Source organism: Photobacterium sp. DA100, assembly GCF_029223585.1.
GTDB lineage: Bacteria > Pseudomonadota > Gammaproteobacteria > Enterobacterales > Vibrionaceae > Photobacterium.
Genome location: NZ_CP119423.1, coordinates 3,565,411 through 3,592,286, shown reverse-complemented (window position 1 = coordinate 3,592,286; position 26,876 = coordinate 3,565,411). Strand labels below are relative to the sequence as shown.

General features: G+C 53.6%; 21 protein-coding genes and 18 tRNA genes. 32 read left to right on the top strand and 7 right to left on the bottom strand.

The window, feature by feature from the left end; all coding sequences use genetic code 11:
- Positions 1-45: 45 nt before the first annotated feature.
- The 5 genes from PTW35_RS16395 to rsgA form a co-directional block, all read right to left on the bottom strand.
- Complete coding sequence (locus tag PTW35_RS16395) at positions 46-771, bottom strand: carbonic anhydrase family protein (RefSeq protein WP_281025864.1); 726 nt, start codon at positions 769-771, stop codon at positions 46-48.
- A 222-nt stretch (positions 772-993) separates the two neighbouring features.
- Positions 994-2,877, bottom strand: coding sequence for a methyl-accepting chemotaxis protein (locus tag PTW35_RS16390; RefSeq protein WP_281025863.1), 1,884 nt, complete (start codon positions 2,875-2,877; stop codon positions 994-996).
- A 240-nt stretch (positions 2,878-3,117) separates the two neighbouring features.
- Complete coding sequence (locus tag PTW35_RS16385) at positions 3,118-4,533, bottom strand: SLC13 family permease (RefSeq protein WP_281025862.1); 1,416 nt, start codon at positions 4,531-4,533, stop codon at positions 3,118-3,120.
- A 134-nt stretch (positions 4,534-4,667) separates the two neighbouring features.
- The gene (gene asd / locus PTW35_RS16380) at positions 4,668-5,549 is read right to left on the bottom strand and encodes an archaetidylserine decarboxylase (protein ID WP_281027539.1); all 882 of its coding nucleotides are present in this window, start codon (positions 5,547-5,549) and stop codon (positions 4,668-4,670) included.
- A 147-nt stretch (positions 5,550-5,696) separates the two neighbouring features.
- A complete protein-coding gene (gene rsgA, locus PTW35_RS16375; RefSeq protein WP_281025861.1) occupies positions 5,697-6,749 on the bottom strand; it encodes a small ribosomal subunit biogenesis GTPase RsgA in 1,053 nt (350 codons plus the stop codon).
- Between the two features lie 138 nt (positions 6,750-6,887).
- Between rsgA and orn the strand changes: the two genes are divergently transcribed.
- The 19 genes from orn (at position 6,888) to PTW35_RS16280 (ending at position 9,451) form a co-directional block, all read left to right on the top strand.
- Entirely contained in the window at positions 6,888-7,433 is a 546-nt protein-coding gene (gene orn, locus PTW35_RS16370) for an oligoribonuclease (protein WP_281025860.1), read from the top strand.
- A gap of 131 nt (positions 7,434-7,564) precedes the next feature.
- Positions 7,565-7,641, top strand: a tRNA-Met gene (locus PTW35_RS16365).
- Positions 7,642-7,658: 17 nt separating this feature from the next.
- Positions 7,659-7,734, top strand: a tRNA-Gly gene (locus PTW35_RS16360).
- A 34-nt stretch (positions 7,735-7,768) separates the two neighbouring features.
- Positions 7,769-7,844, top strand: a tRNA-Gly gene (locus PTW35_RS16355).
- A 33-nt stretch (positions 7,845-7,877) separates the two neighbouring features.
- Positions 7,878-7,953, top strand: a tRNA-Gly gene (locus PTW35_RS16350).
- 34 nt (positions 7,954-7,987) lie between these two features.
- Positions 7,988-8,063 (top strand) — tRNA-Gly (locus PTW35_RS16345).
- Positions 8,064-8,096: 33 nt separating this feature from the next.
- Positions 8,097-8,172 (top strand) — tRNA-Gly (locus PTW35_RS16340).
- Between the two features lie 42 nt (positions 8,173-8,214).
- A tRNA-Met gene (locus tag PTW35_RS16335) sits at positions 8,215-8,291 on the top strand.
- 17 nt (positions 8,292-8,308) lie between these two features.
- Positions 8,309-8,384, top strand: a tRNA-Gly gene (locus PTW35_RS16330).
- 42 nt (positions 8,385-8,426) lie between these two features.
- Positions 8,427-8,503 (top strand) — tRNA-Met (locus PTW35_RS16325).
- Between the two features lie 17 nt (positions 8,504-8,520).
- Positions 8,521-8,596 (top strand) — tRNA-Gly (locus PTW35_RS16320).
- A 42-nt stretch (positions 8,597-8,638) separates the two neighbouring features.
- A tRNA-Met gene (locus PTW35_RS16315) sits at positions 8,639-8,715 on the top strand.
- 17 nt (positions 8,716-8,732) lie between these two features.
- Positions 8,733-8,808: transfer RNA gene (locus PTW35_RS16310), tRNA-Gly, on the top strand.
- A gap of 42 nt (positions 8,809-8,850) precedes the next feature.
- A tRNA-Met gene (locus tag PTW35_RS16305) sits at positions 8,851-8,927 on the top strand.
- Between the two features lie 17 nt (positions 8,928-8,944).
- Positions 8,945-9,020 (top strand) — tRNA-Gly (locus PTW35_RS16300).
- 42 nt (positions 9,021-9,062) lie between these two features.
- A tRNA-Met gene (locus PTW35_RS16295) sits at positions 9,063-9,139 on the top strand.
- Positions 9,140-9,156: 17 nt separating this feature from the next.
- Positions 9,157-9,232, top strand: a tRNA-Gly gene (locus tag PTW35_RS16290).
- Positions 9,233-9,265: 33 nt separating this feature from the next.
- Positions 9,266-9,341 (top strand) — tRNA-Gly (locus PTW35_RS16285).
- A 34-nt stretch (positions 9,342-9,375) separates the two neighbouring features.
- Positions 9,376-9,451 (top strand) — tRNA-Gly (locus tag PTW35_RS16280).
- A gap of 844 nt (positions 9,452-10,295) precedes the next feature.
- Here PTW35_RS16280 and queG read toward each other — a convergent pair.
- The gene (gene queG, locus PTW35_RS16275; RefSeq protein ID WP_281027538.1) at positions 10,296-11,423 is read right to left on the bottom strand and encodes a tRNA epoxyqueuosine(34) reductase QueG; all 1,128 of its coding nucleotides are present in this window, start codon (positions 11,421-11,423) and stop codon (positions 10,296-10,298) included.
- Between the two features lie 133 nt (positions 11,424-11,556).
- Here queG and PTW35_RS16270 point away from each other — a divergent pair, with 133 nt between their 5' ends.
- From PTW35_RS16270 to PTW35_RS16215, 12 genes are all read left to right on the top strand, one after another.
- The gene (locus PTW35_RS16270) at positions 11,557-13,047 is read left to right on the top strand and encodes an NAD(P)H-hydrate dehydratase (RefSeq protein ID WP_281025859.1); all 1,491 of its coding nucleotides are present in this window, start codon (positions 11,557-11,559) and stop codon (positions 13,045-13,047) included.
- A 7-nt stretch (positions 13,048-13,054) separates the two neighbouring features.
- Positions 13,055-13,519, top strand: a complete 465-nt coding sequence (gene tsaE / locus PTW35_RS16265) for a tRNA (adenosine(37)-N6)-threonylcarbamoyltransferase complex ATPase subunit type 1 TsaE (RefSeq protein WP_281027537.1) — start codon at positions 13,055-13,057, stop codon at positions 13,517-13,519.
- 4 nt (positions 13,520-13,523) lie between these two features.
- Entirely contained in the window at positions 13,524-15,401 is a 1,878-nt protein-coding gene (locus PTW35_RS16260; protein WP_281025858.1) for a LysM peptidoglycan-binding domain-containing protein, read from the top strand.
- A 2-nt stretch (positions 15,402-15,403) separates the two neighbouring features.
- Positions 15,404-17,548: a DNA mismatch repair endonuclease MutL gene (gene mutL / locus PTW35_RS16255; protein WP_281025857.1), complete on the top strand. Its 2,145-nt coding sequence runs from the start codon at positions 15,404-15,406 to the stop codon at positions 17,546-17,548.
- On the top strand, positions 17,541-18,476 hold the full coding sequence (miaA, locus tag PTW35_RS16250) for a tRNA (adenosine(37)-N6)-dimethylallyltransferase MiaA (RefSeq protein WP_281025856.1): 936 nt from the start codon (positions 17,541-17,543) through the stop codon (positions 18,474-18,476). Before mutL ends, miaA begins: the two co-directional genes overlap by 8 nt.
- 85 nt (positions 18,477-18,561) lie before the next feature.
- The gene (hfq, locus tag PTW35_RS16245) at positions 18,562-18,831 is read left to right on the top strand and encodes an RNA chaperone Hfq (protein WP_039458576.1); all 270 of its coding nucleotides are present in this window, start codon (positions 18,562-18,564) and stop codon (positions 18,829-18,831) included.
- Between the two features lie 25 nt (positions 18,832-18,856).
- The gene (hflX, locus tag PTW35_RS16240) at positions 18,857-20,146 is read left to right on the top strand and encodes a ribosome rescue GTPase HflX (RefSeq protein ID WP_281025855.1); all 1,290 of its coding nucleotides are present in this window, start codon (positions 18,857-18,859) and stop codon (positions 20,144-20,146) included.
- Between the two features lie 57 nt (positions 20,147-20,203).
- Positions 20,204-21,361 carry an FtsH protease activity modulator HflK gene (gene hflK / locus PTW35_RS16235; RefSeq protein ID WP_281025854.1) on the top strand — a complete coding sequence of 386 codons (1,158 nt, stop codon included), beginning with the start codon at positions 20,204-20,206 and terminating at the stop codon, positions 21,359-21,361.
- A 2-nt stretch (positions 21,362-21,363) separates the two neighbouring features.
- Positions 21,364-22,362 (top strand): protease modulator HflC, encoded by a 999-nt coding sequence (hflC, locus tag PTW35_RS16230; protein ID WP_281025853.1) that lies wholly within the window; start codon positions 21,364-21,366, stop codon positions 22,360-22,362.
- 88 nt (positions 22,363-22,450) lie between these two features.
- Entirely contained in the window at positions 22,451-22,645 is a 195-nt protein-coding gene (locus tag PTW35_RS16225) for a DUF2065 domain-containing protein (protein WP_281025852.1), read from the top strand.
- 122 nt (positions 22,646-22,767) lie between these two features.
- Positions 22,768-24,084, top strand: coding sequence for an adenylosuccinate synthase (locus PTW35_RS16220; RefSeq protein WP_281025851.1), 1,317 nt, complete (start codon positions 22,768-22,770; stop codon positions 24,082-24,084).
- A 238-nt stretch (positions 24,085-24,322) separates the two neighbouring features.
- Entirely contained in the window at positions 24,323-24,952 is a 630-nt protein-coding gene (locus PTW35_RS16215; protein WP_281025850.1) for a tetratricopeptide repeat protein, read from the top strand.
- A gap of 90 nt (positions 24,953-25,042) precedes the next feature.
- Here the strand turns inward: PTW35_RS16215 and hmpA are convergent, their stop codons facing one another.
- Positions 25,043-26,227, bottom strand: coding sequence for an NO-inducible flavohemoprotein (gene hmpA / locus PTW35_RS16210; RefSeq protein WP_281025849.1), 1,185 nt, complete (start codon positions 26,225-26,227; stop codon positions 25,043-25,045).
- A 103-nt stretch (positions 26,228-26,330) separates the two neighbouring features.
- Between hmpA and nsrR the strand changes: the two genes are divergently transcribed.
- Positions 26,331-26,762 (top strand): nitric oxide-sensing transcriptional repressor NsrR, encoded by a 432-nt coding sequence (nsrR, locus tag PTW35_RS16205; protein WP_281025848.1) that lies wholly within the window; start codon positions 26,331-26,333, stop codon positions 26,760-26,762.
- Positions 26,763-26,876 lie beyond the last annotated feature (114 nt).

The following is a 26,876-nucleotide window of genomic DNA, read 5'->3' as shown; positions in this document are numbered from 1 at the left end:
CAGTCACTGCGCCGGTTATCGTGGCAATACACTAAGGCTAAGCGCTTATTCCAGCACTACCCGGGCATTGAGCGGCTGCAGCGGGCGGGCATTGTCGCCCATCACCTGGTGCAGGCTGTCGATTTGCTGCTCGGTACCGGTTTGGGCTTCGCGCATCACAAACCAGCGCACCCCTTCGCTGCATGGCGGGGTGGTCAGCGAGCCGCTGAAGCGGTAATACTCACGCTCCCTCGGCAGCAGATCCGCCGGGTTCAGGGCGTTGTCGAGTGGTACGGTTTGGTTTTTTTCGGGAACTGTTGCCAGCAGGCCATCGAAAGCCTCGTTGCCCCTAGGACCTGTCTTGAACATCGCGGCGACCACTGCCAGTTGGCCCTCGGCATTGGCATGGACAAAATGCACCTCAAGCGGGAATTGCTTGCCGGCAATAAAGTTTTCCGACGGGGTATGGAAGTGGAACTGCTGGAGATCGAAGGTTTGGCCGTCGATGATCAACTGGTTCTTGCCCTCGACATTGGCCTGCACGGTATGGCCGTTGTTGATCACCTCGCGGACCTTGCCCTGGTAGTCGATATGCAGCGGAGCCAGCTCCGCCTTGATAGTACGCTTGATATCGATCGGGGTCTGGTTGGCTCCCTCGCCGCAGGTGGTAAAGTGCTTGCCCCAGTGATCAACGCCGTGCTCTCCCGTATAGCTCCAGTCCGCCGCTTGGGCATTGGTCAGTGATGCCGCCGCCATGGTGAGCAGTAGGGCTTTGAAAGGCCGTGATTTCATGTTCGATCCTCGCTGTATGTTCTGTTTAATTTGCTTCCGTGCATAGTGTAGTGGTTGCGGGCGACTGTGGAGGGGAAGGCGTCGGAATTGGCAGCCATATCCAGTAATGGAGAAAAAAGCGGAGGGGAAATGAAAACCTATTTTTTGGATTTGCGAGGTAACAGGCAAAAGAAAGCCACCCGGCAGGGCGGCTTTGGAAAGTAAGAACAATACCGGGGGACATCAGACCCTAAAGCGCGATACATCACGGCACATGCTGGCGGCGGTGGCATGCATCTCCCTGGCACTGTCGGTGACGGCATCGGTTTGGACCGACAGGTGATCGGATACATCCTTGATGGCCTGGGTGTTACGGCTGATGTCTTCGCTGACGGCACGCTGCTCTTCGGCGGCGCTGGCGATCTGGGTGGCCATATCCGAGATTTCGCTGATCGCCTGGGTGATTTGGCTCAGGCTATCGCTGGCGGCTTCGGCAAACCCCACACTTTCTCCGGCCAGGTTGGTGCTGGCCTGCATACTGTCGACGGCCTGGCGGGTGTTTTGCTGCAGGGTTTCGATCATCGCCCGGATTTCCTCCGTCGAATCATGGGTGCGCTGGCTCAACACTCGCACTTCATCGGCAACAACAGCAAAGCCGCGTCCTTGCTCGCCCGCCCGGGCCGCTTCAATGGCGGCGTTGAGGGCCAGTAAGTTAGTCTGCTCGGCAATGCCCTGGATAGTCGACAGGATCTGATTGATGTTCTGGGCATTATTTTCCAGTTCGTGGATCACGCTGGCTGCGTCCTGTACCTGGGTGGCCAGCGAGGTAATGGCGTTGCGGTTTTGGCTGATCACCCCCTGTCCCTGCTCGCAAGAGCTGGTGGAAGCCTGAGCCGCGGCTGCCGTCATTTCGGCATGGCTGGCCACCTCGGCAGAGGTGGCTGACATCTCGTGGATGGCGGTGGCAATCTGGTTGATGTCGTTCTGTTGCTCGTTGACCTTCAGGTTCGCTTGCTCGGTTTGCCGGGCGGACAGCTCAGCCTGCTCGCCGAGGCGGTTTGACTGGCTGACCACGCCTTTGATCATGGTTTGCAGCTGGCCGAGGAAGCGGTTCATGTTGTCGGCCAGTATGCCGATTTCGTCCATCCTCTCGATATCGATCCGCTGGGTAAGATCACCCTGGCCCTCGGCCAATTGGGCGACCGAGTCGCTCAGGTGTGATAGCGGGCGAAGCAGGTTGTTGATAATAAGGGTGGCGATTGCCGCAATAACTATATATAGACCGACGGAGGCCAGCAGGACAAAGGTGATCTGCTCGCCGATGGAAGCAAATGCTAGGTCCTTGTCTTCCACCAAGGCGAGGGTCCAGTCAGTACCGGCGATGGGAGTGGCATAGATCAGCTTGTCTTTGCCGTCGCTATCGAGGTAGAAGGTGTGGATAGCCGGGTTGGCCACCAACTGCTGGAGCAACTGCGGGGTCAGATCCCGGTCCAGCTGGGTCAACGGCTGCTGGCTGAGTGACTCATCGCGGTAGGCGACGATATTGTTGCTGCCATCGACTAAGAAGGCGAAACCGTTGTTGTCCAGCTGCAAGTTGAGGACCTGGTCGATAATGTCGGTGATGGTCAGATCGGCGGCCAGTACGCCGCGGTACTGGCCCTCGAAGGCTTTGGCAAAGCTGACCACCATGCTGCCATCGAAGTCCTCGTAAGGTTCGGTCAGGATCAGACCATTTTGGCGCATGGCATCTTGGTACCAGGGCCGGGTGCGCGGGTCATAATCCCCTGGCCAGTCTTCGGCTTTATCGCCATAGGCGATCGTACCATCATTGAAACCGGCGTAGACGGACAGGAACTGGCCGGCCCGCTTAGTCAGCAACAGTTCGCGGTCGACATTCTCCTGGTTGGCGATCAGAGACTCGTTGGCCTGCATCATATCGCTGCGGATGCTGAGCCAGTCGCTGATATTGCTGCTGGTGCCCTGGGCAATATCGCGCATCTGGTTGTTGATGGCGGTGGTGGTCTCCTGCCGGAGCTGGGAGATGGAAATCCAGGCCTGGACGGCACTGACGGTGGCGATAATCACTGCAATCGCCAGTTGAATCTTATGTTTGATCGTTAGCTTCATGGTTATCTCTCTCGGCTGCCTGATGTTGGTGTTATAGAGGTGGCATTTCCGGTGTGTTTAGCGGAGCGATGTGGGCCAGGGGCAAAGCGAAAACCCCCTTGGCGGAAGGTGAATGATCATCATGGATAATTCACATAATTAAAGTGATCGTGTTAACAGAAATGTGCTATTGACGCTTCGAAATCGTTAGCTTGTGTGAAGGCGGCATATGCCGCCTTCACAGTTTGGGAGCCGGTATTATCAGGTGAGTACCATTGCACCGAGATAGACCACTGCAAGGCCGACCACGCCAATGATAAGGCCGGTCTTGGCCATATCTTTACTTTCAATAAGCCCGGTTGAGTAGGCCAGGGAGTTTGGCGGGGTTGAGACCGGCAGGATCATACCGAGCGAGGCCGAGAAGGCCACGACGACCAGTACACCCTGCAGGCCGCCGAGTGATGCTAGGCTCTCCATCGATGCTGCAACTGCAGCGGCAATCGGGATCAATAGGTTGGCCGTTGCGGTATTGGACATGAAGTTCGCCATCAGCCAGCAGATGATAGACAGGGTCAGTACCACGGCAATCGGCGATAGCGCGTCGTAGTCGACCGCATGGGCTAGGGCGCTGGCCAGGCCAGTCTTGTCCAGAGCTAGGCCAATGGCGATACCACCGGCGACCAGCCAAAGTACTTCCCAGTTGATCAGCTTGATTTCTTCTTTACCCATGATCCCGGTCAGGGTGAATACGGCAAGTGGGATAATGGACACCACATAGACGTTCATGCCATGCAGCGAGCTGGTCATCCAGAGCAGAATGGTCAGGGCGAAAGTGATGTAAACCACGATGGCCTGCCAGCTTTTCTGGAATTGGCCATTGAGCTGGAGCTGCATATGAGTCTGGGTCGATGGGAACATCTTCTGCAGTAACCACCAGGCAAAAGCCAGTTGGAGTATGACAAATGGCAGGCCAATCATCATCCAGCCCAGGAAGCTGATGGCATTGTCGCCGGTTAAATATTGCAGGGCGATGGCGTTGGGCGGTGTGCCGATTGGGGTCGCGATCCCACCGGTATTGGCGGCGATCGGGATACACAGCACTAGTGCCTTGATACCTACGTCCCCCTTGGGAACCGAAGCGACGATGGGGGCCAGCAGGGCTAGCATCATCACGGTGGTAGCGGTGTTGGACATGAACATCGAAAACACCGCGGTGATCAGCATCAGGCCGAGCATAATATACTTCGGTTGGGTGCCAAACGGTCTGAGTAGGACCCGTGCCAGGTTGTTGTCCAGCTCATATTTGGAGGCAGCAATCGCAAGGGCAAATCCGCCCATGAACAGGATGATAATAGGTGACGAGAATGAGCCGAGGATATCGGTGTACTTGAGAACCTCCCCCATTTCATGACCGGCGGGCGGGGAGCGGAAGGTATGCAGTCCGCTGTCGGAGATCATGATCAGTTGTGAGGTAATGATCAGGATCGAGGTGGCAAAGACTGGAACGGGCTCAAGTACCCATAACAGGGCTGCCAGGGCGAAGATGGCCAGCAGGCGATGCTGGGAAACAGTTAATTCAGCGATAGGGATGGCATCAATTGGCAACATCAGAATCCCGAGCGGGATCCCGAATGCGACCAGCAGCTTAACGAGCTGGGAGACAGAGATTTTTTTCATAGTGTGTTGGTTTGCTTATATTATTGACTGATCCCAGCATACTATTTGGGTGGTGATATTTTCCTCGATATGGTCAATTTTTTGCATAAAAAAAGGGCCGTCGAAGGCCCTTTTTGTTCAAAAATGTTAACCATTTAGACTTCTGGTTGCTCGCCGGAAACGCGGGTTGCATAGGCACTGCCCATTTGGGTCGGGACACCGGCTTCTAGGCCGTCGACAAACTCGATGGCATTTTTCGGGAACAGGTTGATCACCGTCGAGCCTAGCTTGAAGCGACCCATTTCATCCCCTTTCTTCAGGGTAATGGCTTGTTCGCCCTCGGCTGGGTAATTCCAGCGGTGGATCTCCGGGCTGCGCGGTGGGGTGATGGTACCGGCCCACACCGTTTCAATACTGCCAACAATCGTTGCTCCGACCAGGACTTGGGCCATCGGGCCAAAGTCGGTGTCGAAAATGCACACCACACGCTCGTTGCGGGCAAACAGGTTGGGTACATTTTTTGCGGTCAGTGGGTTTACCGAGAACAGGTCGCCCGGAATGTAGACCATATGGCGTAGGGTGCCGTCGCACGGCATGTGGACGCGGTGGTAGTCCTTCGGGGACAGGTACAGCGTGGCAAAGTGGCCGTCCTGGAATTCATCGGCCAGTGCCTGGTCGCCACCCAGTAGCTCTAAGGCCTCATAGGTGTGGCCTTTTGCCTGGATAAGCGCACCGTCGGTGATTGGACCCAGTTGGCTGACACAGGCATCGGCCGGATGGCAGATAACTGCGGCATCGTCATTGATTGGGCGGGCACCGTCTTTGAGTTCACGGACAAAGAAGTCGTTGAAGGTATCGTAAGCCGTAGGATCTGGGTTACGTGCCTCATTCATATCAATGCCGTACTGGCGGATGAACCAGCGGATCACCGCGGTAGTGAGTTTGCCAGCCTTCAGGGAGGCCAGTTTGCCAGCGAGTTGAGTCAGGGTTTGCTTTGGCGCGCAGTACTGCAAGCCGATTTTGAAATTGTCGTGCACGGTATCGTCCAGAAACAGTGAGTCTTTCAACAAGGTAGTTACGTAATTATAACTTTGGCTCGTCATAATACCTAACTTACCGGGTAAAGTCAGTTACTTGCTGTCGAGGTTATGGCTCCCCGTCTAAGCGGGGAGCGGCTATACAGATCAATCAGGCTTGTTGCGCGAGAACTGGCGGTTAGCGACATTCTCGGACATGCTGTCGATGATTTTGTGGTAGCTGTCATAGCGAGCCTGGTGGATTTTTCCTTCTTCCACGGCTTCACGGATGATACAGCCCGGATCATTGCCGTGTTTGCAGTCACGGAACTTACAGCCGCCCAAATAATCGCGGAACTCCACGAATGCCTTGGTGACCTGCTCGGGTTCGAGGTGCCACAGGCCAAACTCTCGTACCCCCGGAGAGTCGATCAGATCGCCTCCGTCCGGGAAATGGTACAAGCGCGCTGCAGTGGTCGTATGCTGGCCAAGGCCGGAGTTTTCTGACACATCCCCTACCTCGGCGTCCACTTCAGGCATCAGGGCGTTGACTAGGCTCGATTTACCGACCCCGGACTGGCCGGCAAAAATGCTGATATGGCCCTTGAGATCTTCGCGCAAGCGATCGAGCCCTTCGCCGGTTTCCGAGCTGACTAAGCGCACTTCATAGCCAATCTCTTGGTACAAAGCGAGGGTTTCTGTAACCTGTTTGCGCTCATCGGCCTCAAGCAGATCGACCTTATTGAGGACAATCAACGGGGGAATACCGACGGTTTCGGCCGCGATCAGGTAGCGATCGATTATATTGAGCGATAGCTCGGGCAACACCGCCGATACAATGATGATCTGGTTGACGTTTGCCGCTACGGCTTTGACACCATCATAGTAGTCGGGGCGGGTCAGCATCGATTTACGCTCGTGGACGGCTTCTACGACACCGGCGATGCCTTGTAGTGCCTCAACACCTGGCCGCCAGACTACACGATCCCCTGACACCAGGCTTTGAATGCTCCGGCGCAGGTTGCAGCGATGAATGATCCCGGTTGCAGGATCCTCGATGTCGGCATGTTGGCCGAATCGGGTGATCACCAAGCCTTCGCGGACCGACTCCAGCAGGGCTTCATCCCACTGAATATCATCTTTTTCGCGTTTCAGTCGTTTGTTTTGGTTAGAGCGCACTCGGCGGCTCTGACCTTTAGTAAGCTTTTTCTTTTTTGCCACAAGAATATCGTTCAGTTAAGTTGGCTTACGGTAATATACCGATGAGTCGCCCGCCGAAAAACCTGCAGTTGCAGCCTCGGCAAGGACGCTAGTTTGGTATTATCATACATGGTTTACTCATAGAATAGGCAATATCCGATGATGATCAGCGATCAGAACCTAATTTGGATCGATTTAGAAATGACCGGGTTGGATCCCGAAACCCACAAAATCATTGAAATTGCGACAATTGTGACTGACGCACAGCTCAATGTTCTGGCGGAGGGGCCGGTATTGGCGATTCATCAGCCTGAGACCGAACTGGCCAAGATGGATGAGTGGTGCACCACTACCCATACCAATAGCGGACTGGTTGAGAGGATCCGTCAGAGTACGGTGAGCGAAGAGGAAGCGGTGCGCCAGACTATCGCATTCCTGGAGCAGTGGGTACCGAAAGGGGCGTCACCAATCTGCGGCAATAGCATTGGCCAGGATCGTCGTTTCCTCTACAAGCACATGCCTGAGTTGGAGCAGTATTTCCATTACCGCTATTTGGATGTCAGTACCCTTAAGGAGCTGACGCGTCGCTGGAAACCAGAAGTGTTGGATGGTTTTAGTAAGAAGGGCAGCCACTTAGCATTGGATGATATTCGCGACTCGATCGCTGAGTTACGTTATTATCGTGAGCAAATAATGAAAATTTGATGAGGAAATAGACGGTTGGCTTAGAAAGATCAAATTTTTTTTGAGAACTATTGCATCCCTCTCATTTCCTCGTATAATGCGCAGCCTCGAAAGGCAATTCTTAGTTTGTTTGCCTTTCAATATAATACGGACGCGGGGTGGAGCAGCTTGGTAGCTCGTCGGGCTCATAACCCGAAGGTCGTCGGTTCAAATCCGGCCCCCGCAACCAATTCTCTTTTGAGAAATGCGACACTAGCTCAGTTGGTAGAGCGCAACCTTGCCAAGGTTGAGGTCACGAGTTCGAACCTCGTGTGTCGCTCCAGATTTATGGCTTTCATTGTGCCTAACAGTGACATGCGACACTAGCTCAGTTGGTAGAGCGCAACCTTGCCAAGGTTGAGGTCACGAGTTCGAACCTCGTGTGTCGCTCCAGATTATGGCTTTCATTGTGCCTAACAGTGACATGCGACACTAGCTCAGTTGGTAGAGCGCAACCTTGCCAAGGTTGAGGTCACGAGTTCGAACCTCGTGTGTCGCTCCAGATTTATGGCTTTCATTGTGCCTAACAGTGACATGCGACACTAGCTCAGTTGGTAGAGCGCAACCTTGCCAAGGTTGAGGTCACGAGTTCGAACCTCGTGTGTCGCTCCAGATTATGGCTTTCATTGTGCCTAACAGTGACATGCGACACTAGCTCAGTTGGTAGAGCGCAACCTTGCCAAGGTTGAGGTCACGAGTTCGAACCTCGTGTGTCGCTCCAGTTTATAGTTCTCACGGTACTTTAACGGTGACACAATACGGACGCGGGGTGGAGCAGCTTGGTAGCTCGTCGGGCTCATAACCCGAAGGTCGTCGGTTCAAATCCGGCCCCCGCAACCAATTCTCTTTTGAGAAATGCGACACTAGCTCAGTTGGTAGAGCGCAACCTTGCCAAGGTTGAGGTCACGAGTTCGAACCTCGTGTGTCGCTCCAGTTTACAGTTCTCACGGTACTTTAACGGTGACACAATACGGACGCGGGGTGGAGCAGCTTGGTAGCTCGTCGGGCTCATAACCCGAAGGTCGTCGGTTCAAATCCGGCCCCCGCAACCAATTCTCTTTTGAGAAATGCGACACTAGCTCAGTTGGTAGAGCGCAACCTTGCCAAGGTTGAGGTCACGAGTTCGAACCTCGTGTGTCGCTCCAGTTTACAGTTCTCACGGTACTTTAACGGTGACACAATACGGACGCGGGGTGGAGCAGCTTGGTAGCTCGTCGGGCTCATAACCCGAAGGTCGTCGGTTCAAATCCGGCCCCCGCAACCAATTCTCTTTTGAGAAATGCGACACTAGCTCAGTTGGTAGAGCGCAACCTTGCCAAGGTTGAGGTCACGAGTTCGAACCTCGTGTGTCGCTCCAGTTTATAGTTCTCACGGTACTTTAACGGTGACACAATACGGACGCGGGGTGGAGCAGCTTGGTAGCTCGTCGGGCTCATAACCCGAAGGTCGTCGGTTCAAATCCGGCCCCCGCAACCAATTCTCTTTTGAGAAATGCGACACTAGCTCAGTTGGTAGAGCGCAACCTTGCCAAGGTTGAGGTCACGAGTTCGAACCTCGTGTGTCGCTCCAGTTTACAGTTCTCACGGTACTTTAACGGTGACACAATACGGACGCGGGGTGGAGCAGCTTGGTAGCTCGTCGGGCTCATAACCCGAAGGTCGTCGGTTCAAATCCGGCCCCCGCAACCAATTCTCTTTTGAGAAATGCGACACTAGCTCAGTTGGTAGAGCGCAACCTTGCCAAGGTTGAGGTCACGAGTTCGAACCTCGTGTGTCGCTCCAGATTATGGCTTTCATTGTGCCTAACAGTGACATGCGACACTAGCTCAGTTGGTAGAGCGCAACCTTGCCAAGGTTGAGGTCACGAGTTCGAACCTCGTGTGTCGCTCCAGATTTATGGCTTTCATTGTGCCTAACAGTGACATGCGACACTAGCTCAGTTGGTAGAGCGCAACCTTGCCAAGGTTGAGGTCACGAGTTCGAACCTCGTGTGTCGCTCCAATTTCAGGATAGATGTGCTCCAACGAGGAACCTCATGTACCTAGTCGGCCACGTCACTCCAATTTCTGCTGCCGCTGCATGAGCAGGGGAACGGCAAAGCTACTACTGTGAAGTATTAGTTCAATTGCAACATTCCTGGGTTAATCGATTCTCGATAATCTTGTGTGTTGTCTCAATGTTCCATAACCATAGTGTTATCGGGAACCATTATGAAGCGATCAGCTTCGAAAACATCATCGTAGATATTGCCCCTACAGCCTTATGGCTGTTTATTTTTATCCCGCAATATCCAGATGCTCTGTTTGGTGTCAAATGACGACACAGGCTCTTTGAATGGTTTGATACGGGTAATGTAAATTGCCAGCAGGGAGCTGTGAATCGTATCTGTCTAAATTTATCCCGACCAGACTATGCCTGAATGCCTTGTCGTTCGTGGGCTTAAGCCTGTGGCGGATAGAAAATACTGAGATCGTGCACAGAGTTATCCACAAAAGTATCTTGTGGGTAAGTCGGTTGATTACGTGTGCCGATACCGTGTGAACAAGTCTGTATTTATCTTTTTCTTCTTCAATAAAACAATAATCGATAAGAAACTATCCACAGCATAAGGTGTTGTTTTGTATGGTCTTGGTTGTTTTTACTCAAGGCTTATATACAACTTGATCCACTCTGTGGATGTTTGGATAACTTTTTTTGAGCCGTCTATATTGGGCTGTGTTTAATATTGGAAATAGCAGATAAAGAAGCAAAATTGAAAATGTTTTCCACATTTGTTCAGAAGCCTGATCGAACTCTCACTCTGTGTGGATAAGGTTGCAATATGGTAGCCGGGCTATTTTCCCAGCTAGGCATCGCGTGGTAAGCCTTTTTTCACAATGCGGATAAGCCGCTTGGTACTGGCAGGCAGCACACTGATAGCATCTTGGCAACGTTTCTCGAGTTGCTTCCCTTTAGCCCACTGAATGTGCGTATCCAGAAGAGCGCTTTCCCCCTCCCTTGATTCCAGTGCCGCAATAATATCGGGGCTGTATGGCGCATTCCCCATCGCAATCGTGAGGTTGCGAAGCCACTGGATATGACCGATACGGCGAATTGCTGAGCCTTCGGTATGTTTTAAGAAGGCTTCTTCTGTCCAGCCATACAGGGTCGTCAATGGTTGAAGGCGTAAACTGTCGCGGCAATGATAGTCGGCTTCTCGGGTGATGTCAGAAAAGCGGTTGAATGGGCAAACCAATTGGCAATCATCACAGCCGTAAACACGGTTACCAATGGCTTCGCGGAACTCTTCCGGTATCACACCGTCAAATTCAATGGTCAAGTAGGAAATACAACGTCTTGCATCAACCACGCCTTCCTCGACAATCGCTTGTGTCGGACAGCTGGTCATACAGGCTACACACTTACCACATTGATTCTCTTCGGGTTTATCGACAGGTAAAGGTAGATCTATCAATAGTTCGCCAAGAAAGAACCATGATCCCGCCTGCTGGTTGAGTAGCAAGGAGTGCTTACCGGCCCACCCCAGCCCGGCTTTCTCTGCGAGCGGTCGCTCTAGGATCGGCGCCGAATCGACGAAGGGGCGATAACCCAATGGCCCCACTTCTTGCTCGATGAGTTGTCCAAGGCGCTTGAGCCGATTGCGGATAAGCTTGTGGTAGTCACGGCCAAGTGCATAGCGGCTGATATAGGCTGTTTCGGGATGGTTTAAGCTATGGGCAAAGTTGGCCTCAGGCGGAAGGTAGTCCATTCTGGCACTGATGACCCGAATGGTACCAGGATGCAGCTCGGCTGGGCGCGCACGCATCATACCGTGGCGAGCCATCCAGTCCATGTTGCCGTGGTAGCCTTCGTCAAGCCAGCGTTGTAGCTGGGCTTCATGCTGGCGCAGATCAACATCGCTGATCCCAACCTGCTGGAAGCCAAGTTCTTGGCCCCATTGCTTGATTTTTTGGGTCAGATCGCGATAGTCGATAGTCATACTTGCTGTACCGGGCTGGATTGGGGGCGGAAGTTTACCACACTCACAGCAAATGTTGAGAGGATCATCAGGAAGATCTTAGCTTGCTGCCAGTGCGAAGTGAGGTCATCGTTACAACGGAGGGGTCATGGGTATGGAAAAATGGTCTGGAAAACTTTACCGGGCAGAACAGGTGCGTCGAGGAGAGCGGCTGGTGGCCGTCCAGCAAGCGTTGGACATGTATCAGCTGATGGAGCGCGCCGGTGCGGCGGTATTTCAGGTGCTTGAGCAAGGTTTTACCCGCCAGCAGCATGTTTTGGTGTGTTGCGGTGGCGGAAATAACGGCGGGGATGGCTATGTCGTTGCCCGTCTAGCCCGTGAGGCCGGTTTTCCGGTGACTCTCTGGCAGCAGGGGGATGGAGCAAAACTCCATGGCGATGCCGCCCGGGCTCGGGATGCCTGGCTGGCGGCTGGAGGGCAGATCTTGCCAGCGGGAAAGGCGATCCCGGCCTCGATCGAGGTGGTCATTGATGCTTTGCTGGGCACGGGGCTCAAGGGCGAGGTACGCCCGGAAGGGCAGCGGCTGATCGCTATGATCAATCGGATCGCGCTGCCAGTCATTGCGATCGACATTCCCTCAGGGTTGTGTGCCGATACTGGGAAGGTGCTCGGCAAGGCGGTGAAAGCACAATCCACCGTGACCTTTATCGGGAGCAAGCTGGGGCTGTGGACGGGCCAAGCCGCGGGCTATGTTGGCCGTATACAGTTTGCCGGATTGCAGGTGGCCGATGCCTTTGAGCAGCTCGAGCCGCCTTCGGCCTGGCTGATCCAAGCCCCCGATGTGGCCCTTTCTCTGCCGCCGCGCCAACGCGATGCGCACAAAGGTGATCACGGCCGGATCTTGCTGGCCGGTGGCGATCTTGGCATGGGCGGTGCGATCCGCCTGGCAGCGGAAGCCGCAGCAAGAACCGGAGCCGGCTTAGTGGCAGCCCTGACGCAACCTGACAATGTGTTGTCAATTGCGGCGGCAAGACCTGAAATAATGGCCCTTGGCTGGCAAGCCTCGGGGCAAACAGTCGCAGAGCACCGTTTGCAATGGGCCGATGTGCTGGTATTGGGGCCAGGGCTGGGCCAGTCGAGCTGGAGCCAAGTTTTGTACAATGTACTGGCCAAGACTCAAAAAAGCCACGTTGTCGACGCGGATGGATTGAACTTATTAGCACGTTCACCTGACTATAAAAATAATCGTATAATTACTCCCCACCCCGGTGAGGCTGCCAGGCTGCTCGCTTGCTCAGTGCAAGAGGTGGAGGCAGACCGCTTCCGTGCGGCAAGGGTGCTGCAACAACAGTACGGTGGTGTCGTTGTACTTAAAGGCGCGGGAACGCTGGTCGATGATGGTAACCGATGCTGGGTGTGTCCTGCGGGGAATCCGGGAATGGCGACAGGCGGGATGGGCGATGTGCTATCTGGTATCATCGGGGCGTTGTTGGGACAGGGGTTGTCTCTGGTTGCGGCGGCGCGGTGCGGGGTTTGGATCCATAGTACTGCGGCCGACCGCTGCGCAGCGGAGGGGGAGCGTGGTATGCTTGCCAGTGATTTGTTTCCTCATATTCGACAATTAGTAAATCCAAGATAAGAAGATGATGCATAGTTTTGAAATCTTGCTCGCCGATGAGCAGGCGACGGTAGATTTAGGCCACAAGCTGGCTCATGCCTGTCAGCGCCAGACCACCATTTATCTGCATGGTGATTTGGGGGCAGGGAAAACCACATTTAGCCGAGGTTTTATTCGCTCTCTTGGCCATCAGGGAAATGTAAAAAGTCCAACCTATACCCTGGTGGAGCCCTATGAGCTTCCGCCTTGGCAGGTTTACCATTTTGATCTATACCGCCTTGCCGATCCCGAGGAACTGGAGTTCATGGGGATCCGCGACTATTTTGCCACCGATGCCATCTGCTTAGTGGAATGGCCGGAGAAAGGGGCGGGCCTATTGCCAGAAGCCGACCTTGAACTCGATATGCGCTATCACGGTGAACAACGCAAAGTCACCCTGACGGCGAATAACGAATACGGTAGTGAACTCATTAAGTGCTTGGAGTTGTGTTGATAGGATGTCGTTACGGGCTTTTTTTCATGCTGTGATTGTAGGGGTCAGCTTATTTAGCTCGTTGGCAATGGCCAATGAACTGAAAGGGATCCGGGTTTGGCCGGCACCCGAAGAAACCCGAGTGGTGCTGGATCTGAAAGATGAAGCTGTTTTCAGCTACTTTACCCTTACCAAGCCAGACCGCTTGGTGGTGGATCTTAAGCAGACAACGTTGAAAACCAAGCTGCCTTTGGTGGTCAAAGACAGTGCAATCCTGACCAAAATTCGCAACAGTGGTGCACCGGAGAAAGGGACTTACCGTCTGGTGCTGGAAATGAAAGCGGGGATGACCCCTAAGTTATTTAAGCTGGCACCGACGCCGGACGGTACTTATAGCCACCGTTTGGTGATGGACTTGCCGCATGGCAAGGTTGCCACAGCAAAGAAGCCTGAATCGACGCCGCAACAGCCTGTAGCCAACCAACATGCCAGCTTGCCTTATGGTACCGACGATATCATTGTCGCGATTGACCCTGGCCATGGTGGTGAGGATCCGGGTTCAATCGGCCCGAGCCGGTTGTATGAGAAGAAAGTTACTCTGGAAATTTCCCAAAAGGTGGCGGCACGGATCAATGCCACCCCGGGAATGAAGGCAGTAATGACCCGTCAGGGGGATTACTTTGTCAACCTCAACAGGCGAACGGAAATTGCCCGCCGCAAGCGTGCCCACTTGCTGGTCTCGATCCACGCTGATGGTTTCCATCAGCCGCAGCCGCGCGGGGCATCGGTTTGGGTCCTTAACACCCGCCGTGCCAATAGTGAAATTGGTCGTTGGATTGAGCAGCATGAGAAACAGTCGGAGCTGCTCGGGGGCGGTGATGTACTGTCCGGTGGCAACGATGACCAGTATCTGAGTATGGCCGTGCTGGATTTGCAGTTCAGCCATTCGCAAAAAGAAGGCTACGACGTAGCGAGCCGGGTACTGAAAGAAATGAGCAAGGTAACGACCTTGCACAAGAGCAAGCCGGAGCATGCTAGCTTGGCAGTGCTGAAGTCACCGGATATTCCGTCGCTGCTGGTTGAAACTGGATTTATCACCAACCCGACCGAAGAGCGGCTGCTAAACTCGAAGTCACACCAGAACAAGCTGGCTGATGCGGTTTACCGCGGGGTACTGTCGTACTTCAACGAGAAGCCACCGGAAGGGACTTTGTTCGCCTCCCGCAACCAAGGGATCCGGCACAAAGTGACCAGCGGCCAGTCGCTGAGTGTGATCGCGAGTCGTTACGATACATCAGTAGCGGCCATCAAGCAGGCCAATAACCTCAAGTCGAATACCTTGAAGGTGGGGCAAGTCTTGGTGATCCCGGGTAAGGCGCCAGCCACCGCACCGGCCACGACCGCTGTTGCGGCTGCGACCCAAACGGTGACCCATACCGTGAAGCGCGGTGATTTCCTCGGCAAGATTGCCAACCAGTACGGGGTTACCGTAGCGAGTATCAGGCGCGACAATAATTTACGTTCCGATGAGCTGGCGATTGGCCAGAAGCTGAAAATTTCAGCGAAGGCTCCGGTGACGACGACTGCGGCGACGACAACCAAGACCGTGACCCACACCGTGAAGCGTGGTGAGTTCCTCGGCAAGATTGCGGGCCAGTATGGCGTAACGGTGGCAAGTATCCGCAGTGCCAATCAGCTACGCTCCGACGAGTTGGCGGTGGGACAGAAACTGAAAATTACGGTGAAGGCACCGGCTTCGGTGACCCATACCGTGCAGCGTGGTGAGTTTCTCGGTAAGATTGCCGAAAACTATGGTGTTACCGTGAGCCGTTTGCGTGAAGCGAACCAGTTGCGTTCCGATAAACTGGCGGTTGGACAAAAACTTACTATCCCGAGTAGTTGATTATGCCTATTCAGATCTTGCCAGCGAGGTTGGCGAACCAGATTGCGGCTGGCGAGGTTGTTGAACGGCCGGCGTCGGTAGTCAAGGAGCTGGTCGAAAACAGTCTTGATGCCGGTGCCACCCGGATCGATATTGATATCGACAAGGGCGGCAGCCGGACGATTCGGATCCGTGACAATGGCAAGGGGATCCCAAAAGATGAGCTCGGGTTGGCCCTGAGCCGTCATGCGACCTCGAAGATTGCCACCCTTGATGATCTTGAAGCCATTGCCAGTCTTGGGTTTCGCGGTGAAGCGCTGGCCAGTATCAGCTCGGTATCGCGCCTGACCTTAACTTCTCGGACGGCTGAGCAGGAAGAAGCCTGGGCGGCGTATGCAGAAGGGCGGGATATGGAAGTGCAGCTCAAGCCAGCTGCCCATCCGGTTGGTACCACGCTGGAGGTACTGGATCTGTTCTTCAACACCCCTGCCCGTAGGAAGTTCCTCCGCACCGAGAAAACCGAGTTCGGCCATATTGATGAGCTGCTCAAGCGTATCGCCCTTAGCCGGATGGATGTCACCATCAACCTTCGCCATAACGGCAAGGTGGTGCGCCAGTACCGCGCAGCCAACACGCAAGTCCAGAAAGAACGCCGCTTGGCCGCCGTGTGCGGACAGGCGTTCTTGGACCATGCATTGGCCGTCGAGCTGGCCCATGGCGATCTCAAGCTGGGTGGCTGGATTTGTAGCCCTCAGGGGGCAAGAGCACAGAATGATATCCAGTACTGCTACGTCAACGGCCGGATGATGAAGGATAAGCTGATCAATCATGCTATCCGCCAAGCCTACGAGAGCAGTCTGGCGCCGGATCAATATGCGGCCTATGTTCTGTTTATCGATGTCGACCCCCACCAGGTCGATGTCAATGTGCACCCGGCCAAGCATGAAGTGCGTTTCCACCAAGCCCGTCTGGTGCATGACTTTATCTGTCAGGGACTGCAAAGCGCTTTGATTGAAGGGGCCGCGGAGGATGCCGAGCAGACGATGAATATTCCGGCGCCTCGAGCCAGTGCTCATGCTTCGCAACCATCTTACATTCCCCCGGTTGCGTCTCATTCTTCGTCATCGCAGGGCCATGGTATTGCCGAACCGGATGCTGCCTCAGCCGCCATTGCACGTACGCCGGATTACCCTAGCAAGGCACCAGCGCGGGATTGGCTATCATCCAGTGGTGGAGGCTCGGCGGGAAGTGCCGGTAGCCGCGATACCAGCTCTCAGCGCACAGAGTCGCCAGCCTACCGTGAGCGGCCTGATGTCTCTCGTACTCAGCCGAAGGCTGAGCAATCCTATCGAGACGGCGGTTATTCGTCTGCGGGGGCTGGGCGCTCTGGAGGCAGTAGCCGTGCATGTTACCAGGATGATGGACCAAGCCCGCAAGAGGTCGAGGCCTATCAGCAGCTGATGCGCACCGTGGAGTCGCCGGCGCAGAGTCAGCCGAATCAGACTCTGCCGGTATCGGCCAGACAAACTGTGACCTCACCCTCGCCGGCTGCCCCGCAGCCATCAACTCGCCAGGATGCCATTGATACGGCCAATGGTATCGGGCTGGGCAAGGCTCTGTCGCTGGTGGCCCAGCAATACCTGCTGCTCAGCCGCGATGATGGACTGGCACTGCTATCCCTTACCCGGGCCCAGTGCCTGCGGACCAAAGGCCAGTTGCGCTTGGCCCAAACGGAAGGGTTAAAGCCGCAGCCGCTGCTGATCCCGCATTCCATTCCGGTGGCGCCGGGTATGATAGACTGCGCCGAGCAGCACGCGATGTTGCTCAAACAGCTCGGTATTCAGCTCAAGGCCAAGAATAAGCAGCAGCTGATTGTTTTGTCGGTATGCCAGCCGTTGCGGCAGCAGAACCTGCAGCAATTGATACCGGCGCTGCTGGCCTACTTGGCAGCCGTGGCCGACGATCCTGAAGCGCAGGGATGGGACAAACTGTTGGATTGGCTCGCAGGCCAGCTGACCGTGGCCAGTGAGACCTATAGCTTATCCCAGGCTATCCAGTTGGTGACTGAACTGGAGCAGCTGTGGGGCTCGGAACTCGAACACTATTTTTCAGACTTGCTGCGTCCGGTAGACGTGAGCGCAGCAATAGAAGCGTTTAATTATGACTAAGCCACTACCTCAGGCGATATTCCTGATGGGCCCGACTGCGTCGGGCAAAACCGATTTGGCGATCCGGTTACGCCAACAATTACCTGTAGAGTTGATAAGTGTTGATTCAGCCCTTATCTATAAAAATATGGATATCGGTACCGCGAAGCCGGATGCTGAAGAGTTGGCACTGGCACCGCATCGATTGATCGATATTCGTGATCCAGCGCAAAGTTATTCAGCTGCAGACTTTCGCGCTGATGCACTGAAAGAAATGGCTGATATAGTTGCACAAGGGCGCATTCCTTTATTGGTTGGTGGTACTATGTTGTACTACAAAGCATTATTGGAAGGTTTGTCACCGTTGCCAGCGGCTGATCCGGCGATCCGCGCTCAGATAGAGCAGGAAGCGGCGGAAAAGGGCTGGCAGGCGATGCATGAGGAATTGGTGCGGATTGACCCGGTTTCCGGGGCGCGTATCCACCCCAATGATCCCCAGCGCCTTTCACGCGCATTGGAAGTTTTTCGTATTTCGGGTAAAACTTTAACCGAGCTTACGAAAACCCAAGGTGATGCCTTGCCTTACAGGGTTCACCAATTTGCAATAACTCCCACGGATAGGGCTGTGCTGCATCGGCGGATCGAGCAACGTTTTGAAAAGATGATCGAAGCAGGTTTTGAACAGGAAGTTCGTGCTTTGTATGAGCGAGGTGATCTGCACCCAGATCTCCCTTCAATACGTTGTGTAGGTTACCGTCAGATGTGGGAATATTTGGACGGGCAGTGTTCTTTGGATGAAGCGGTTTTCCGCGGCATCTGTGCCACCCGTCAATTGGCGAAGCGTCAAATCACCTGGCTGAGAAGCTGGAAAGATCTGACGTGGTTGGATAGCAGTGACCCAGAATCTGCGTTACAAACCGTCACAAACTCAGTTAGATGTGATGTTTGATTAGCGTGTATACTGATACTGTTTTGCGTATTTTTAATTTTGTTCGTTGCTAACTACAACTACAAACAAATAAGGAAAAGAAATAATGGCTAAGGGGCAATCTTTGCAAGACCCATTTTTGAACGCTTTGCGTCGTGAAAGAATCCCAGTCTCAATTTACTTGGTTAACGGTATCAAGCTACAGGGCCAGATTGAGTCTTTTGATCAGTTTGTGATCCTACTGAAGAACACCGTTAACCAGATGGTATACAAGCACGCGATTTCAACCGTGGTGCCTGCACGTCCAGTTAACCACCACCACACAGGTGACCGCCCAGCTTCGGCAGAACGTTCACAAGAAAAAACAGAAGAATAATATTCTTCTCTAAGGAGTTGATTGCTTGTTTGACCGTTATGAAACCGGTGAGCAGGCGATTCTTGTTCATATCAACTTCACGCAAGAAGGGGAGTGGGAAGACCTAAGCGAGTTTGAAATGCTGGTCTCCTCGGCGGGGGTTAATACGCTACGGGTCGTGACCGGTAGCCGTAAAACTCCCCACCCTAAATATTACGTGGGTGAAGGTAAAGCACAGGAAATTGCCGAAGCGGTTCGGGCTGAAGACGCCGAAATCGTCATATTCAACCATTCACTTTCTCCAGCGCAAGAGCGTAACCTGGAGCAAATTTGCAAATGCAGGGTACTGGACCGGACCGGTCTGATCCTCGATATCTTTGCTCAGCGCGCGCGTACCCATGAAGGTAAGCTGCAAGTCGAGCTGGCACAGCTACGTCACATCTCAACCCGATTGATCCGCGGTTGGACCCACCTTGAGCGTCAAAAAGGCGGGATCGGCTTGCGTGGACCGGGCGAAACCCAGTTGGAAACGGACCGCCGCTTGCTGCGCGACCGGATCAAGACGATTTTGCGCCGTCTTGAGAAAGTTGCCAAGCAGCGTGATCAGGGGCGACGGGCACGTAACCGTGCGGAAATTCCAACGATTTCCCTGGTGGGGTATACCAACGCCGGCAAGTCGACGTTGTTCAACCGGGTGACGGATGCCGGCGTCTATGCCGCTGACCAGTTGTTTGCCACCCTAGATCCAACCCTGCGTAAGATAGATGTCGCCGATGTCGGTACGTCAATCTTGGCCGATACGGTCGGATTTATTCGTCACTTGCCCCATGACTTGGTCGCAGCCTTCAAGGCAACCCTGAAAGAAACCCAGGATGCCAGTTTGTTGCTCCATGTGGTCGATGCCAGCGATGATCGTTTCCGTGAAAACATTGAAGCGGTTGATACGGTCCTCGAAGAGATCGAGGCCAGCGAGGTGCCAACCTTGGTGGTGATGAATAAGATCGACAACCTGGAAGGGGCTTCGCCACGTATCGAGCGTGATGATGCCGGTGTTCCCCAGCGGGTTTGGGTCTCGGCGATGGAAGGGCTGGGTATTGACCTGCTGTTCGATGCTCTGACCGAGCGTCTGTCTGGCACCATGGTGAGACATACCCTGCGGTTGCCGCCCCAGTATATCGGGCGTTACCGGAGCAAGTTTTACCAGTTGGGCTGTATTGTCAATGAAGAATATGACACTGATGGCAGCCTGAAAATTGACATCCGCTTGCCGCTGGCAGAGTGGTCTAGGTTACAAAAAAGAGAAAGTACTTCGTTAGATGACTTTATCGTTGCTTAATGGACTGCTAGAGTAATAAAAAAAACTGTCGTCATATCATATTGATGGAGTTCTATAATGGCGTGGAATGAGCCTGGTAACAACGGCGGCCGTGATAAAGACCCTTGGGGGAACAATAATCGCGGTGGTCGTGATCAAGGTCCGCCGGATCTCGATGAGGTTTTTTCAAAACTGAGTCGTAAATTCGGTGGCATTTTGGGGAATAAAAAGGGACCTTCGACTGGCGGCAGTGCTGCAGGTCTTGGGATAATCGCAGTATTGGCTGCAGCGGTATGGGGCTTTTCCGGTTTCTATACCATCGGCGAAGCGGAGCGCGGGGTTGTTCTGCGTTTCGGTAAATTCTACGAAATGGTAGATCCGGGTCTGAACTGGAAGCCTACCTTTATCGATGAAGTTGAGCCGGTTAACGTACAGGCAATCCGTTCTTTGCGCAGCTCAGGTTTGATGCTGACCAAAGACGAGAACGTGCTGAAAGTTGAAATGGACGTTCAGTACCGTGTGGCCGAGCCACAGAAGTACCTGTTCAGCGTTACTAATGCGGATGACAGCTTGCGTCAGGCAACGGACTCAGCACTGCGTGCTGTGATCGGTGACTCGACCATGGATCAGGCCTTGACCACGGGGCGTCAGGTGATCCGTGCCAATACGCAAGAAGCGATTGATAGCATCATCCAGCGTTACGACATGGGTCTGTTGGTCGTTGACGTCAACTTCCAGTCTGCCCGTCCGCCGGAAGCGGTTAAAGACGCTTTCGATGATGCTATCGCAGCGCGAGAGGATGAGGAGCGTTTCGTTCGTGAAGCAGAAGCTTACAGCAATGACATCTTGCCGAAGGCAACCGGTCGTGCTGAGCGTCTGAAGAAAGAAGCGGAAGGTTACTCTGAGCGTGTGATCAACGGTGCACTCGGTGAAGTGGCGCAGTTTGAAAAGCTGTTGCCTGAATACCTGGCCGCAAAAGAAGTTACACGTAATCGTCTGTACCTTGAGACGATGGAACGCGTTTACTCGAATACCAGCAAAGTGATGGTCGACTCGCAGTCAAGCGGCAACCTGCTATACCTGCCACTGGATAAACTGATTAATCCAGCCCAGCAGAGCAGCCAGCCGAAGAGTGGCTCGTCTAGCGATTACGGTATCGAACTCGAAAAAGTCGAGACCGCCCCGGTATCAACTGCGCCACGTAGTACTGATACTGGCCGTCAGGGGAGATTTTAATTATGCGTAAGTTAATGATCCCTGTGATTGTTGTCTTTATCGCGACATTGTTGATGTCAATGTTCGTGGTTCAGGAAGGCGAGCGCGGTATTGTGGTTCGTTTCGGCCGTATTCTTAAGGCGCCTGATTCGGATGTGGCAAAGATCTACGAGCCGGGCCTGCACTTCAAAGTGCCGGTATTCGACCGTGTCCGTACTCTGGATGCTCGTATCCAGACCATGGATGACCAGGCTGACCGTTTTGTAACGTCCGAGAAAAAAGACGTGATCATCGATACCTACGTTAAGTGGCGTATCGAAGACTTCGGCCAGTACTACCTGACGACAGGTGGTGGTGATGTCTCAACGGCAGAAGCACTTCTGAAACGTAAGGTGGTCGACAGCCTGCGCGCGGAGATCGGTTCTCGAGAAATCAAGCAGATCGTCTCTGGCCCAGACCGTGGTGCTAAGTTAGACAGCACGGCTGTGGCAGAAGAAGATGACGCACCAGCGTCGGAAATCGTGGCTGAAGTCGCGCCTCGCAAAGAGGTCGAAGGTCAGCGTGATCAAATCATGGCCAATGTATTGGCCGACATCAAAGTCAGCGCATTTAAAGACTTGGGTGTCGAGGTGGTGGACTTCCGCATGAAGAAAATCAACCTGCCTGATGAGATCAGCGAGTCAATCTACCGCCGTATGCGTGCCGAGCGTGAGTCGGTTGCCCGTAAGCACCGCTCTCAGGGTCGCGAGAAAGCGGAAGTTATCCGCGCTCAGTCTGAGCTAGAGGTTGCGAAGATAATCGCTGATGCAGACCGTCAAGCGCGTGTGGTTCGTGGTGCTGCCGATGCGCAAACCGCTCAGATATACTCTGGCGCTTTCAACAAAAACCCGGAGTTCTACAACTTCCTGCGTTCGTTGAAAGCCTACGAGAATAGCTTCAACTCGAAGAGCGACATCCTAGTGATTGATCCTAATACGGACTTCTTCAAGTATATGAAGGAATCTAGTGGCGTGGTTAACTAAGCGCCATTCAGGTTGTGATGAAAAGGCAAGACTTCGGTCTTGCCTTTTTTATTGGGTATAATCGGGCTACCAAAGCGAGGAGACGACAATGAGTAAGGCAGTATGGATGGCATTGGGGCTAGTGCTTGTCTTTGAAGGACTTGGCCCCTTGCTGGCCCCGAGAGGCTGGCGCGAGATGGTGAGCCAGTTGAGCCAGCAGGATGACAATGCCCTGCGCCGTATCGGTGGGTGCTTGGTGGTTGCTGGCAGTGTCATCGCTTATATGATGTACACTAGTATGTAAATTCCGCTAGCACGTTTGCGTGACAGGCTTCCTGCCGTTTTGCTGCTTATGGTCAAAAAATGACTGCAAGCCAACGTTGAAGGTGCTAGAATCCCTTTTTAACTACTGATAGACGAAGAAAGATGGCAAATAATGTAGTCGTTCTTGGCACCCAATGGGGTGACGAAGGTAAAGGTAAGATCGTTGATCTATTGACCGAAGATGCAAAATACGTAGTGCGCTACCAAGGTGGCCACAACGCTGGTCACACCCTAGTCATTGACGGTGAAAAAACTGTCCTTCACCTGATCCCATCAGGTATCCTACGTGACAACGTTAAATGTATCATCGGTAACGGTGTTGTACTTTCTCCAGACGCACTGATGAAAGAAATGGGTCCACTTGAAGAGCGTGGTATCCCTGTTCGTGAACGTCTGTTCCTGTCAGAAGCTTGTCCGCTAATCCTTCCTTACCACATTGCCCTTGACCAAGCGCGTGAAATCGCTCGCGGTAAGAAGGCAATCGGTACAACTGGCCGTGGTATCGGCCCAGCTTACGAAGACAAAGTTGCTCGCCGTGGTCTGCGTGTCGGCGACCTGTTCGACAAAGAAGCATTTGCCGAGAAGCTTAAAGAAGTTATGGCTTACCACAACTTCCAGCTTGAGCATTACTACAATGCTGAGCCGGTAAGCTACGAAGAAGTACTTGAAAACATCATGGCGCAGGCCGATATCCTGACGTCAATGGTTATCGACGTAACTAAAGAGCTTGATGATGCACGTCTACGCGGCGACAAGATCATGTTCGAAGGTGCGCAGGGTACCCTACTTGATATCGACCACGGTACATACCCGTACGTAACCTCTTCTAACACCACCGCTGGTGGTGTGGCGGCAGGTTCTGGCTTCGGCCCACGCCACCTTGGCTACATCCTAGGTATCGCGAAAGCATACTGTACCCGTGTTGGTGCAGGTCCGTTCCCGACCGAGCTATATGACGGTCAAGACAAGCAAGACCCAGTGGGTAAGCATCTTGGTACCGTCGGCAACGAGTTCGGCGCTACAACAGGCCGTCTACGCCGCACTGGTTGGTTCGATGCCGTTGCTATGCGTCGCGCTATTCAGATCAATTCAATCTCAGGCTTCTGCCTAACCAAGCTTGACGTATTGGACGGCCTGGAAGAGATCAAGATCTGTACTGGCTACAAGACCAAAGATGGCGAAATCCTAGAAGTCTCTCCAATGGCGGCTGACGCTTACGAGAACATCGAGCCAATCTACGAAACGGTACCTGGCTGGTCTGAAACAACATTCGGTGCCAAGTCTCTGGATGCACTTCCACAGGCGGCTCTAGATTACATCGCACGTATTGAAGAGCTAACGGGTGTGCCAATCGACATCATCTCTACCGGTCCTGACCGTAACGAGACAATCATCAAGGTTCACCCGTACGGTGAGTAATTGCTGATGCAGTGATTGATGCAAAAGCCAGCCCTTGTCGGGCTGGCTTTTTTTATGGCTGTCCGGCGGTGGTACCAAAGCGGGGGTTGGTTCCAAATTAGGGGGCGGAAGGTTGCGTCAAAAACTTAATTGGATTAAGTCATTGGGGCGACGGAAAATTGCCGCTTAGGTGGTTTTTTCCCTAAAGTCTCTCGGCTTGCCGCCGATAACGTTAGCACGTCTGGAAAGAGATCTATCCATGAGCCTACGCCCGTTAATGTTTGCTATCGCCCTGTGCTGCGCAATTCCCGCTTCCGCTCTGGAAGAGGTTGGGGATGCTGTGCCGGTGTATAGCGAAAACGAGCTCAACCGGATGTTTGTGTCCAACAGCCACTTACAGCAGGTTCAGGCCGACGATTGTCAGCTGGTGCAGGATATTGAGGCCTGGGCAATCAGGGTCGAGTCCCCTTCTTACCAGTTCCTGTATGGCGATATGCTGGCCTGGGGCGTGTGTGTCGAGCGAGATGTCGAACTGGGTATCCACTACATGCAGTCGGCTGCCCAGCAAGGGTCTCCGGCAGCATTGGAGCAGCTCGGGCGCTATTACGCCCGCGGTACCTTGGTTCAGCAAGACCGCGAGCGGGCGATCCCCTATCTGCGCGAAGCCGCCGCGATGGGGAATGTTGATGCCCGGATTCAGCTGGCTGAGTTGCTGTTGAGTAATTACGGCAGTCCGCTCGACTTTGAGGATGCCTACCGATGGCTGTACAACACGGTGACAGCGAGCCAAAGCACCCACAACAAGATCGCCAGTCTGCGCCGCGGTCTGGAAAGCCGGATGCCGGACAATGTGATTGCCAGAGCCAAGCGACGGGATAGTTTCTGGTAAGCAAAGCAAGCTGAAAGTTGGGGCTGGCTAGCGCCCAGTCCAGAAGATAGATAAAGAAAGAGAGGCCGGGGCCTCTCTTTTTTATTGCGATTAAATCACCTTGTGTGGGCCGAAGCATTCGTAGTGAAGCTGCTCTTCGGCAACGCCCATCGCAAGTAGCTGCTTGGCGATATGCTGCATGAAACCGACCGGGCCGCAGAAGTAGTAATGCATACCCGGTGTCGTCACCAGATCTTTGACCTTGCCAAGATCCATCATACCGTCAAACTGGAAGTCTTCGGCCTGGCTGTCAGAGGACAGCGGCTCACGGTACCAGGTATGGCTGGTGAAATGGTCGTATTTGGCAACCATGCGTGCGACGGTGTGCTTGAAAGCGTGGTGGTTGCCGTTTTCGGCGGCGTGTAGCCAGTGCACGTTGGCCTGGTGGTCGGTTAAGGCTTCTAGCATCGAAAGGGTTGGCGTCAGTCCGACACCGGCAGAAATCAGTGCTACCGGAGTCGTTGCTTCAGCATCCAGGAAGAAGTCGCCGGCTGGCGGGGCAAGTTGCACCTTGTCACTTACTTGCAGGGTATCGTGCAAGTAGCTTGATACCTTGCCCCCCTCTTCGCGCTTGATCGAAATACGGTATTGATCGGCTTGTGGCGCAGAAGACAGGCTGTATTGGCGGATTTCCCGGAATTCGAAGCCTTCTGGCTGGAGGTAGATCCCCAGATATTGGCCTGGCTGGTAGTCTGCGACAGGGCCTCCGTCGGTGGGCTTGAAGACAAAGCTGGTGATCACCTCGCTCTCTTGGGTTTTCTCGGTCAAGATAAACTCACGGGTACCGCGCCAGCCCCCCGACTTGCCTTCGTTCTCTTGGTAGATTTCCTCTTCACGTTTGATAAAGATGTCAGCGAGTAGGCCGTAGGCTTCAGCCCACGCATCCAAGACGTCTTGGCCTGGCGAGAGAAGATCGTCAATGGTGCCCAGCAGGTGGCCGCCGACAATGGCGTATTGTTCGGCGGTGATCATAAAACTGGTATGTTTGTGGGCAATTTTCTCAACCGCAGGCAGCAGGGCCGGCAGGTTTTCGATATTGTTGGCATAGGCGCAGATAGCATTGAACAGCGCTTCGCGTTGGTCACCGTTACGCTGGTTGCTCATGTTGAAAATATCTTTCAGTTCAGGATTGTGGCTGAACATACGCTCGTAGAAATGAGCGGTTAGGGCCGGACCGGTTTGGGCAATAATCGGAGCGGTTGCTTTCACGATCTCGATAGTTTTGGTGTTGAGCATGACGTTACCTTTAATGGTGTATTTATAATATATGTTTTAAGTTCTATCGTATCTGTATCTTTTAGTCAATAACCAGATTAAAATGTCGTCAGGAGGAGTTATTGTGCAACTGACGAGTTTTACCGATTACGGCCTGCGTGCCCTAATATACCTAGCAACCCTGCCGCAGGGTGAGCTGGCGAGCATAACCAAAGTGACCGAGGTCTACGGCGTGTCGCGTAACCACATGGTGAAAATCATCAATAAGCTGGGTCAGCTGGGTTATGTCGAAACAGTGCGCGGTAAAAATGGCGGGATCCGCTTAGGCATGCCTGCCGATAAAATCGTGCTTGGCGACGTCGTGCGGGCGATCGAGCCTTTGCAAATCGTTAATTGCAGTGAGGACTTTTGCCATATTACTCCAGCCTGCCGGCTGAAAGGCATTCTATTCAGTGCGCGCCAGGCTTTCCTGGATGAGCTGGACAATCATACCTTGTCAGAAATGATCGAGGACAACCCGCCTCTGCGTGTCCTGTTGGATCAGCCTGCTCAGTGACAGCAAATCAATAACTTCAAAATCTCTCTGGGGAGCTAATTTTTCGACTTGGCTCCCGTCTGTTCACCTAGGGCGCAGATATACTTGAAGTATCTCTTCGCCAACTTGGATCTA